This window comes from Oscillospiraceae bacterium CM (assembly GCA_022870705.1).
Classification (GTDB): Bacteria; Bacillota; Clostridia; order Oscillospirales; family Oscillospiraceae; genus Sporobacter.
This window is the reverse complement of record CP072107.1, coordinates 704614-715392: the sequence shown is the minus strand read 5'-3', so window position 1 is coordinate 715392 and position 10779 is coordinate 704614. Positions and strand designations below refer to the sequence as shown.

The following is a 10779-nucleotide window of genomic DNA, read 5'->3' as shown; positions in this document are numbered from 1 at the left end:
ACTGTATTCCTCCTAAAGATTTTTGGACTGCGGGTCTTTCCGGCCCTGCCGTTTCACGGTCAGGATGCCGTCCAGCGTCGTGGCCGTGATGTTCAGGCGCTGGGCAACGGCGATGTCGTTTTTCACCTGCTCGTCCACGGTATGCCCGCAGACCACCAGTACATGGGCGCGGCGCAGCAGGTCGCGGGCCATGTCGATACCGTCCTTATGCTCCTGCGGGATATCGTCCGCGAGAAAGAGCGGCAGCCACAGGATCGGGCAGATGGGGGCAAAGCCCGCGTCGTACACGGCCCGGCAGTATTTCGCGGCGGCTTCCGTGTTTTCAAACTCGTTCGCGCCCCAGGGGGCGGTGATGTAGGCAAAGGGTCGTTTCATACAAAGGTTCTCCTTTCTGTTTTGAGGATAAAAATAGGCCCGCGATGAACGTTTACCGTCCCCGTGAGCCGTCGCCATACAGATCGTGATTGACCAGCGCCGAATAATAGCTGTCGATGGTGCTGGGTGCGTTGAACAGGGTAGCCAACAGGTATTTCTTGATGTTGCGAACATAGGTGGTGTTTTTGTCCAGGCACTCAAAAACGTAATCCATGTGGGTGCTGGTCAACCGCAGCAGCTTTTCCTTCACAAGCGAAGCGGGGTAATCGTCCCCTGAAACGCAGATTGTCGGCTTGGTGGAGCAGAGCGTTTCTACGATGAGGTCTACAATTTCATCTAACCGTTCCCGGTTTGTTTTTCGGTCTTGCACCAGCAGGTCGTATTCGAGGTTCTCCAGAACCATTTCCCTGTATCTGGACGCCTCATCGTATCCCATCTCATCCCATCCGGCAGAGTTTTCCGAACCGGTTGCCCGATAGGATGGATTCGGATTTGATGGATAAGGATTTGCTCCATGAGGATTTACTGTTTGGGTATTTTCTGGATAAGTTTTTAATCCCTTAGTATTTAATTGCGTTGGATTTTCCTGTATAGGCTCGGCCAATGCAGGAGAACCCAGCATAGGCTTTTCCTGCGTTGGATTATCCAATGTTGGATTTTCCTGTGCAGGGTTTTCCCCTCCAGGTGGGGCTTCGGACGAATGAGGCTTTTCGTAGATCACATATTCCGTACCCTTGAGCTGCCCTTTGCCGTTGCGTTCTCTGGAACGGATGATATATCCGGCGCACTCCAATTCCCTGACCGCCTCGCGGATCGCGTCGATGCCCTCCACGCTGATAAGGGATAGCCCTTTCAGCGTATAGTCCCAATCTTCCGGCAGGGAGAGCATTAAGGACAAAAGTCCTTTTGCTTTGAGCGTTAAAGCCCGGTTTTTTAAATGATGATTTGCCATAACCGTGTAATCCCTCGTTTTCTCCACGCGAAATACAGCCATAGGCAGGCACCTCCTTTCCGTGGGCGGGCATGAAAAAAGACGTTCCTGTCAGAACGCCCGAAACGCCGCGTGTTACCGTTCCTGTTCCCGCTGTCGGCGCTTTTGCCACTGCTCCAGCAATTTAAAAATGGTTGCCTCCATCTGTTGCGGTGTATATGACTTGGGGAAATACTTGCGGAGCTTGTCGCTCGGCAGCGTTACCTTATCCAGTTCGCTTTTCTTTTCCTCCGACATAATGGCCCGCATCACGTCGATGGAAAGCGTACCTTCCTGACTGAACTTTTTAAGTCGCTGTGCCTGTGAGAGTGAAGGGGTCGCCTGTTCGCTGTCCATTGCGTCCAGCAAAAGCGTCTGTTCTTCCGGCTTAAGATAAGATAGTTCCACAGCGGGGTTAAAGGCGATTTTCTTTGTGTCCACCATTTCAAGAATGATGGGAGTTAACTCGGTTAGACGGATATACCGCTGTATTTGATTGCGACTATCCGGGGCATTTTCAGCAATGATTTCCACACTCCGCTTGCCAAAAGAATTGTGCCCAACTTGGTCACCATTTTCTTTGGATGGTCTGCCAGCCTGTCTCTTGATAGCTTCCAGCTTCAATTTGTAGGCAAAAGCCCGTTCGCTGGGAAGCAAACTGTCTCTCTGTAGATTACTGTCAACCATGATAATTGTGGCTGCATCGTCGTCCAGATTGCGGACGATGACCGGCATAGTTTCCTTGCCAGCCAACTCACAGCCGCGCTTTCGCCGGTGCCCCGCCACAAGTTCATACCCGCCCTCGGCACGGGGGCGCGCAATGGCAGGAACAAGTACGCCGTATTTCTCAATGCTCTCGGCTGTATCCCGCATGGCCTCATCATCCACAACTCTAAACGGATGGTTTTTAAAGGGATAAAGCTCGGCCAACGGCAGTTCCATGACTTTTTCCCGGTTTGCGTCCGCGCGGGATTCTTCCGTGGAAAAAATTTCATCTACCGAGGTCAGCTTTATGTTTTTGGCGCTGCTTTTCAAGCTTTAACACCTCCTTGGTAAGTTCTCGGTACGCCTCAGCTACTTTGCCGTTCGGATCATGGGCATAGATGCTCTTGCCTTCGGCGCTGATTTCGGCGGCCCGGACAGAATGTGGGATATCTGTACCGAAAACTTTGATTTTGCCGCCATAGGTTTCCCGCAGCAGAGCGCTGATTTCTTTGGCGTAGTTAGTACGGGTATCTACCATGGTTAGCAGAATCCCGTCGATCTGGAGCTTGGGGTTGATCTGCCGACGCACTCTGCCCACGGTCTGTAAAAGCTGCTCAAGCCCTTTTGCCGGAAGATACTGTGCCTGCACGGGAATGAGTACGCTGTTTGCGGCGGCCAGCGCGTTGACCGTCAGCATACCCAAAGAGGGCATACAGTCCAGAATGATGTGGTCGTATTGGCGTTTTACGGTATCCAGGTATTGCCTCAGGATGGTTTCACGGCTCATGGCGTTCACCAGCGAAACCTCCATTCCGGAAAGCTCAATGTTTGCGGGCATGAGGTCAACGCCCTCCGCATGACGAAGGATTCCTTCCTCTGGAGATATAGGTTCTTCGGACAATACCTTGCCCATGACGGTTGCCAACGTTACCGGAAGACTGTCCGGTTGAGAGTATCCCAGGCTGATGGAGAGCGAACCTTGCGGGTCGCAATCCACCAGCAGCACCTTTTTCCCTTCCTGTGCCAGTCCGATGCCGAGATTGGCACAGGTGGTGGTCTTGCCCACACCGCCTTTTTGATTGGCGCAGGCAATTATGTTTGCATTCAATTTTCTTTCCTCCTTTTGATTTCAGCGATAAGAACAAGCAACATAAAGCTGATTTGCTATATAAAAAATTGCCCCTTACAGAATGTAAGAAGCAATTTTTATATTCCTATTCAATTTCTCTATATTATTTCAAAATGAGTAAGCGCATCTTTGATAGCATCTACATGAACAGGAGTGGGATGTTTTCTTGGTCTTTTTAATGTTTCAACCGCATTAGGTGCATCGTACATTGGCAAACCTAAACCGCGTTTCACCTCGGCAATATATGCCGTATGAACGTTGAAACCGTATTTTCCGACGATATATTCTTTAATCATTTTGTAAGTAGTTCGTGGTTTTGGCTTGTATGCGTCTGCCCTTTCAGCTATATTATTAAGGGTAAGCCTATTGTCAACCTTACCTAATGGTATCATCCCATCCCCATTGCCAAAGACTACCGTTACGTTAATATAGCTATCTGGAGTTTTGTGGGACTTTGGTAATACCGTTGAGACGGTGGTGTGGATGTCAAGGGTAAAAGATTAAATGTACGGAAAACCCAGTAAATAAGCCATTTCTGTGTTTTTGTGGTTTTCAAACTGTACACTCAAAATGTGATTTTACATGTGCAAGGGAATAAGTCTATCGGGTCGGATTCCGTTCGTGAGAGAACAGGATTAATAACAGCCTTTCACGACAGGACAGAATAGATGTTTTGCGTTTTTGGGGCTTGGTGAGAGAACAGGATAGATGTTTTTTGAGTTTTGGCGTGTGCGTGGGAACAGGTCGAAGTTTTGGCATGCACGTCACTATTTGCAAATACAGTTGTCTGGAAAGGAGGCAATGGTTTAGTGATAACAGTGGATTTTGTTAATGACACACCCAACGAATTAGTGGAAAAATTTTCAGAATATTTTAGAATAGATGCAGGTGCACTAAAGTCTTATTTCTTGACTGTGAATCCGGATACACTTATCCCCGAGGTTATCGTGAAAGAATTCGATTTAAGCCTTAATAAATATAACAGCAGTAATCTTGCAATAATGTGTCGCCATATAACAACAGCCAATGAGGAAGGTCTGAATTTCTTTCGGACAAACGGTATTCTCAATCTGCGAGAAATGCTTCAGAAAAAAACGCCTTTATCTGATTTCCTATTGGAACATGAAATAAGAATTAATGTTGACGAAGCAATCATTGAAGTAAAAAACAAGGAATACCCTATACTCCAAAGCAAAGAAATATGCCCGTACTGCTATACCGGAAAAGAAACAGTGTGTTCTACCTATTCTAGATGCGACTTATTTGATAAGATTACAATATTAGCGACAAAACTATATTATTATGGCGCAACTGTTGAATGCTTTATTAATTCACCATTGTCTAAAATGAAACGGTATTCAACAATTTGCAGGTATCCGGAAATATTAGATACTCTGGATAAAATACTATCCAAGGCAAGAGGCTTATACGATACTACATACGCGCTCTGTATGGACTGGATTGCTGAGAAAAAAGATTGCTACTTGCTTGTATATCCTTCATTATTATCAGATATGGAAACATTTGCGCCTATTTCTTTTCAGGCTGCATACGAAGATATCAAGGGGTGTTTAACGTATTGCGGATATACTTATACTGATTATTATGAAAAGAAAGTTCCACAGAACTTCTTTGATAACTATCACTTTATAAGGAAATTTGTTTCCATTTATTTTTATAACTCTGAAGAATACGGTTCATTATTACCTAATATGTCAGTTGCACCGAAGATTGTTAAATATTATAGAGTGGTTGGAGATAATTTAATAGAAGTTCAATAATAAAAAAGCACTGCTGACATAATTGGCAGTGCTTTTTTATTCCCCTTATTCATCCACATTCACCGTCACGCCGGACTTGAATTCCACAGTGAATTTGTCCTCGTAGACGGTGACTTTTTCAATCAGGCGCCGAACAAGCGGCTCGTCGTATTCGGTCAGGGCGGTTGGCTGTTCCCGTAGGAAAGTGCCCATGTCGGTGATGCGTTTAACACGTCTGCCTAACCCTTTCCAGCGTTTTTGCCTTCTCCCACGAATAGGTGGACATTTCTCTAATGCAGGATATAATGTAAAATAAAATCATCCAGACATATGAATAGCTGATTTTATTTGCAACTGTGATTTTCTTGAACGGGACAGCGGAAAAATGTGCTTAATCATGAGCTCGGATGGAGCGGGCAGGACGATGAAAAATACACGGATTGAAAGTGAAAAAGAAACACTGCGCATTATGATTTCTCTTTATTGTCGCGGCCAGCGGCACGGTGAACCCTTATGCGCGCATTGCCGCGACCTGCTGGACTATGCTGCCAAAAGACTGGAGGCGTGCAGATACGGCAACGCAAAACCAGCCTGCTCGAAATGTACGGCGCACTGCTATAAGCCCGTTATGCGCGAAAACATCAGAAAAGTGATGCGCTATTCCGGCCCGCGGATGATCATCCATTTTCCGCTTCGGGCGCTGAAGCATCTTTTCGGCACTTAAAACGGCGTTTTTAGAACAAAAGGTTTAAATAAGCGATGAGATTTTAATTTGTTAAGGTGGTGTTGATCATCACAGACAAAGCCGGACTGTTGAGGTAAAAGAAATTGGGCAATTATTCGACAGAAGAAATTGAAAATGCGCTGCTCATGGTATCGTCACTGATCCGGCGCTGTGAAAAGCAGCAGCCGAAATTTGCTGTGGGGACGTCTCAGTACACACTCCTTCAAAACAGGATAAAAGCCCTTTACATATCGAAATCATTCTTGCAAGGAGAAAAAATAACCGGCACATACACAAAGGAAGATTTGGCGAAAGCGCTGCCGCCTATCATATCCATCATCAGCAAGTGTGAAAAAGCACAGCTGAATTGTACGGAGGGCACCGCGCAGTACAAGCGCTTTACAAAAATAATCGAGGCCATGACGATCTCAAAATCATTGATTGAAGAAGAAATCAGTGAAAGATAGAAAAAATTAAGTATAACAAGGCACCCGACGTCTGAAGCGCCGGGTGCCTTGTTTGTTTTGTGAACCTGCCAGTGCTGCTGCCAGTCTGAATATGCTGTGACGTTTAGGCGATTTTGCGTTTATACACCATCATGGCGATGATATACGCAACGATCAAAATCCCAACGCACCATATAAGCGCGACCCAGATATCATTGCCAACCGATTGGTTCGTCAAGAGCGCCCGGATGGCGTCCACAATCGAGGTCACCGGCTGGTTTTCGGCAAAGGCGCGTACGACAGGCGGCATTGTTTCGGTCGGGGTAAAGGCGGAGCTGATAAAGGGCAGAAATATGAGCGGATAAGAAAAAGCGGTTGCGCCTTCCATGGATTTTGCCGTGAGGCCCGGCAGAACCGCGACCCACGTCAGCGCCAGGGTAAACAGCGCCAGAATCCCAGTGACGGCCAGCCATGAAAGGATGCCCGCGCCGGAACGGAAGCCGATCAACAAGGCTACAAGGATAATCACAGCAACAGAAATTGCGTTGGAAACAAGCGATGTGAGGACATGCCCCCACAGTATTGACGCGCGTTTGATGGGCATAGCGCTAAAGCGCGCGAAAAGCCCGCCCTGTATATCCATAAACAGGCGCAATGCGGTGTAGGCAATTCCGCTGGCGATGGCCATCAACAGGATGCCCGGCAGCAGATAGGTGACGTAATTCACATTGGGGTCCATACTCATTTTGATTGCGCCGCCGAAGACGTAGACAAAGAGCAGCATCATCATGATCGGGACAATCGCGACTGTGATAATCGTATCGGGGCTGCGCAGAATGTGCCGCATGGAGCGCCCGAACAGGACAACTGTTTTATTTTTCATCGGAAGCACGCTCCTTTTTGCCGACGATGGCGAGGAAAATTTCTTCGAGCGTTGGTTGTTTTTCGATGTATTCGACCGTTGCGGGCGGGAACAGCTGCTTTAAGTCATCAAGCGTCCCGCTCACGATGATTTTACCACCGTGCAGGATCGCGATTTTGTCGGCAAGCTGCTCCGCTTCCTCCAAATGCTGCGTCGTCAGAAATACCGTTGTGCCATTTGCCGCCAGCTCCTTCACCATTTTCCAAACCTCCATACGCGCCTCGGGGTCAAGCCCGGTCGTCGGCTCGTCCAGAAATATGACGGGGGGCGACCCAATAAGGCTCATGGCGATATCGAGCCGACGCGTCATGCCGCCGGAATACGTTCCTGCCCGACGGTCCGCCGCATCGCGGAGGCCAAAGCGCTCTAGCAGTCTGTTGGCAACTTCTTGGGGATTGGCTGTATCGCGTAATTTGGCAATAAGAATAAGGTTCTCCCGCCCGGTTAGAATGCCGTCCACAGCGGCAAATTGCCCCGTCAGGCTGATGGACTGCCGCACCTTGTCGGGCTCGCGCCCGACGTCAAAGCCGCAGACGCGCGCCGCGCCGCCGTCGGGCCGAATGAGCGTTGAAAGGATTTTTACGATCGTCGTCTTTCCCGCGCCGTTTGCGCCCAAGAGGGCGAAAATCTCACCGCGCCGTACTGCGAAATCGACGCCCTTCAGAACGTCCGTCTCTTTGAAGGATTTTCGCAGACCGTTAGCTTCTATGGCTGTTTCCATCATTATGAATCTTTCCTTTTTCCAAGTTTTTTCTGTATGTCGCGGTTGAGCGTTGCACGCCAGTCTCCCGTGTATGTTCTGGCGCTGCGTAAAAGCTCATCACAGAACGAGGCCACGTCCTCGCCGGTCATCTCCAAAACAGGCTTGCCTTCTGCCGCACCGGATTCGAACAGATCGATCAAATCTTCATGAATTTTCAGCATGTCGTAGCCGGCACCTGAGGCAAACATCCACATATGTGACTGAATTTTCTTGAAGACGTATCGATAATCCTCCGGCAGCGCGGCAACCCTCGCCATCTGCTGCTTGTATGCCCGCTTGCTGTCAATCATTTTCTTAATATTAAAATAGTTATCAAAGAATTCAGACATTTGATTACCCCTCCTTTAAATGATCCAATTTTGACACAACGAACTCCCATTTTTCCCAGAATCGCCGCAGCTCTGCACGTCCCGCGTCGTTGAGCATAAAAAACTTGCGCGGCGGCCCCATGTCGGACTGCTTTTTTTCGATGTCCACAAGCTTATTCTTCTCAAGCCGCACCAAAATGGTGTACACCGTTCCCTCCACAACATCTGTAAAACCGAGGGAATTCAACCGCCGCGTGATCTCATAACCGTACGTTTGCTCGCGGCTGATGATTTCAAGGACACAGCCCTCAAGCACCCCTTTGAGCATTTCAGTGAGATTATCCAGTACTATCACCCTTTACTAGTCTATATAACCGATATGAAGTATTACTTACTACCGGTATATCGTACTACATAGTAGCGGAGCTGTCAAGTGGGCTGATAAAATTTTTGAAGCCTGGAAGGCTTGTCCGCCCGCGCCCTTCGGGGCTGCGGCAAGCATCCTATTAAAAGTGCCGTCAGGCGAGGCCGAGAAGACGCGCGGTGTTTGCGACAAAAAAACAAATCGTCAACCCCGTTATTGTCGGCACGGCGACTGACACCGCCGTCCATTTTAAGCTTTGCGTTTCCTTGCGGATTGTCATACACGTCGTGCCGCATGGCCAGTGCATCAGTGAAAACAGCATGACGCAAACGGCCGTCAGCCATGTCCAGCCGTTATGAACAAGCAGCGTATGCAGGTCGGCCAAGCTGCTCAGCTCCGTCAGCGACCCTGTGGCCAAATAGCTCATGATGATGATAGGCACGACGATTTCATTTGCCGGAAATCCGAGTATGAAGGCCATCAGAATAATGCCGTCAAGCCCAAAGAGTTTGGCAAAGGGATCTAGTAATGCCGCCCCGTGGGCTAACAAGCTCATATTCCCGACATCGACATTGGCGAAAACCCAAATGACAAGACCGGCCGGTGCGGCGACGACGACAGCTCTGAACAACACAAACAGCGTCCTGTCGAAGACGGAGCGGACGATGACCTTGCCGATTTGCGGCCGCCTGTACGGCGGCAGCTCCAGGTTAAAGGCAGAGGGCATCCCCTTGAGTATTGTTTTCGACAGCAGCTTTGACATCACAACGGTCATCGTCACGCCTAGGACGATGACGGCCGTCAAAATAAGCGTTGAGACGACGGACGCCCCGGCGCCGCCCATGGCAAAAAACATGGATATAATGGCAATCAACGTGGGGAAACGCCCGTTACAAGGCACAAAATTATTGGTAATGGTCGCAATCAGGCGCTCGCGGGGCGAATCAATGATGCGGCAGCCGATAACGCCCGCGGCGTTGCAGCCGAAGCCCATACACATCGTCAGGGCCTGTTTCCCGTGCGCGCAGGCTTTGCGGAAGAAATTATCGAGATTAAAGGCAATCCGCGGCAGATAACCCGAATCCTCCAGCAGTGTAAACAGCGGGAAAAAAATGGCCATCGGCGGCAACATCACAGAGACGACCCAAGCCAGCGTGCGATAGATGCCGTCGACAAAAACGCCCTTGAGCCACACAGGCGCCGACATCCATACAAATAATTCGTTCAGCCGATTTTGAAGCCAGAAAAGCCCGTCAGCCAGCCACCCGGATGGAATATTGGCGCCTGCCATCGTGATCCAAAACACGCCGAATAACAGTAACAGCATGATGGGAAAACCGGTCAGCTTTGATGTGAGGATTTTATCCATCTTCCGGTCCCGTTCGGCGTGATCTTTTCGGCTGTAGGATATGACGCCGCTTGCAATGTGCTCACCTGCTTTGATCATTCGCGTCACAAGATGATCCCGAAGCACCTCAGCCGAATAGCCGGCCTCTTTTAAAAGCACCTCGGCTTGACATAGGCTCGGCGCGACAAGCCCTAGGAAGTCGCCGCCGATATTGTCTATCAAGGCGCTTTTGAGACTGCTGTCCCCTTCCAGGAGCTTGAGTGATAGCCATCTGCTGCGAACGCGCCTGTCTGTAACACGCGCGATGACGGGCTCCACCATCGAAATGGCCTTCTCGATCTCATCGTCGTAAGTTACCCTTACCGGTGTTGTTTCAACGCTGCCGTCAGCAATCGAGGCCACGGCTTCCATCAGGCAATCAAGGCCTTTCCCGCTGCGGGCAGAAGTCCCAACAACTGGAATGCCAAGGTCAGACGACAGGCGGCCGAGGTCCAGTCGTATCTTCTTTTTGTCGGCCTCATCCATGAGATTGACACAGAGCACCACCTTGTCGGTCATTTCCAAGGTTTGAAGCACGAGGTTCAGGTTTCGCTCAAGGCAAGTGGCATCGGCGACAATGACGACGGCGTCGGCTCCGCCAAAGCAAATAAAGTCGCGGGCAATCTCTTCTTCCGCTGTGTTTGCCATCAGCGAATACGTCCCCGGGAGATCAACCACAATGAAGTTTTGATCCTGAAAACGGCATTTTCCGACGGCGAGCGCGACGGTTTTGCCCGGCCAGTTACCCGTATGCTGGTTTAGTCCTGTCAGGCTGTTGAAAACGGTGCTTTTGCCGACATTCGGATTGCCTGCGAGCGCAATTATTTTATCCTGCGACGTTTCTCTTTCAATATGTAGACCGACGCGGCTTATGACTCCCGCGCCGGTTGATGTGCCAGTGAGTCCCATACGTTTCTCCTTATATG

General features: G+C 49.4%; 14 protein-coding genes. 3 read left to right on the top strand and 11 right to left on the bottom strand.

What is annotated here, in order from left to right; genetic code table 11:
• Positions 1–12: 12 nt before the first annotated feature.
• The 5 genes from IZU99_03660 to IZU99_03640 form a co-directional block, all read right to left on the bottom strand.
• Complete coding sequence (locus tag IZU99_03660; protein ID UOO38361.1) at positions 13–375, bottom strand: hypothetical protein; 363 nt, start codon at positions 373–375, stop codon at positions 13–15.
• Between the two features lie 52 nt (positions 376–427).
• Entirely contained in the window at positions 428–1369 is a 942-nt protein-coding gene (locus IZU99_03655; protein ID UOO38360.1) for a helix-turn-helix domain-containing protein, read from the bottom strand.
• Between the two features lie 72 nt (positions 1370–1441).
• The gene (locus IZU99_03650) at positions 1442–2380 is read right to left on the bottom strand and encodes a ParB/RepB/Spo0J family partition protein (GenBank protein UOO38359.1); all 939 of its coding nucleotides are present in this window, start codon (positions 2378–2380) and stop codon (positions 1442–1444) included.
• Positions 2337–3158: a ParA family protein gene (locus IZU99_03645; protein UOO38358.1), complete on the bottom strand. Its 822-nt coding sequence runs from the start codon at positions 3156–3158 to the stop codon at positions 2337–2339. The genes IZU99_03650 and IZU99_03645 overlap by 44 nt, the downstream gene beginning before the upstream one ends.
• Before the next feature lie 119 nt (positions 3159–3277).
• Complete coding sequence (locus IZU99_03640) at positions 3278–3664, bottom strand: RNA methyltransferase (protein UOO38732.1); 387 nt, start codon at positions 3662–3664, stop codon at positions 3278–3280.
• A 324-nt stretch (positions 3665–3988) separates the two neighbouring features.
• Here IZU99_03640 and IZU99_03635 point away from each other — a divergent pair, with 324 nt between their 5' ends.
• On the top strand, positions 3989–4960 hold the full coding sequence (locus IZU99_03635) for a hypothetical protein (GenBank protein UOO38357.1): 972 nt from the start codon (positions 3989–3991) through the stop codon (positions 4958–4960).
• Between the two features lie 45 nt (positions 4961–5005).
• Here the strand turns inward: IZU99_03635 and IZU99_03630 are convergent, their stop codons facing one another.
• On the bottom strand, positions 5006–5152 hold the full coding sequence (locus IZU99_03630; GenBank protein ID UOO38356.1) for an integrase: 147 nt from the start codon (positions 5150–5152) through the stop codon (positions 5006–5008).
• A gap of 211 nt (positions 5153–5363) precedes the next feature.
• Between IZU99_03630 and IZU99_03625 the strand changes: the two genes are divergently transcribed.
• On the top strand, positions 5364–5663 hold the full coding sequence (locus IZU99_03625; protein UOO38355.1) for a nitrous oxide-stimulated promoter family protein: 300 nt from the start codon (positions 5364–5366) through the stop codon (positions 5661–5663).
• Between the two features lie 104 nt (positions 5664–5767).
• On the top strand, positions 5768–6130 hold the full coding sequence (locus IZU99_03620) for a hypothetical protein (GenBank protein ID UOO38354.1): 363 nt from the start codon (positions 5768–5770) through the stop codon (positions 6128–6130).
• A gap of 103 nt (positions 6131–6233) precedes the next feature.
• On the opposite strand, the gene IZU99_03615 is transcribed toward IZU99_03620, so the two are convergent.
• From IZU99_03615 to feoB, 5 genes are all read right to left on the bottom strand, one after another.
• The gene (locus IZU99_03615; protein ID UOO38353.1) at positions 6234–6992 is read right to left on the bottom strand and encodes an ABC transporter permease; all 759 of its coding nucleotides are present in this window, start codon (positions 6990–6992) and stop codon (positions 6234–6236) included.
• Complete coding sequence (locus tag IZU99_03610) at positions 6982–7755, bottom strand: ATP-binding cassette domain-containing protein (protein ID UOO38352.1); 774 nt, start codon at positions 7753–7755, stop codon at positions 6982–6984. The genes IZU99_03615 and IZU99_03610 overlap by 11 nt, the downstream gene beginning before the upstream one ends.
• Positions 7755–8123, bottom strand: a complete 369-nt coding sequence (locus IZU99_03605; GenBank protein ID UOO38351.1) for a DUF1048 domain-containing protein — start codon at positions 8121–8123, stop codon at positions 7755–7757. The genes IZU99_03610 and IZU99_03605 overlap by 1 nt, the downstream gene beginning before the upstream one ends.
• A 4-nt stretch (positions 8124–8127) precedes the next feature.
• Positions 8128–8448: a helix-turn-helix transcriptional regulator gene (locus IZU99_03600; protein ID UOO38731.1), complete on the bottom strand. Its 321-nt coding sequence runs from the start codon at positions 8446–8448 to the stop codon at positions 8128–8130.
• Between the two features lie 172 nt (positions 8449–8620).
• Complete coding sequence (gene feoB / locus IZU99_03595; GenBank protein UOO38350.1) at positions 8621–10762, bottom strand: ferrous iron transport protein B; 2142 nt, start codon at positions 10760–10762, stop codon at positions 8621–8623.
• Between the last annotated feature and the right edge of the window lie 17 nt (positions 10763–10779).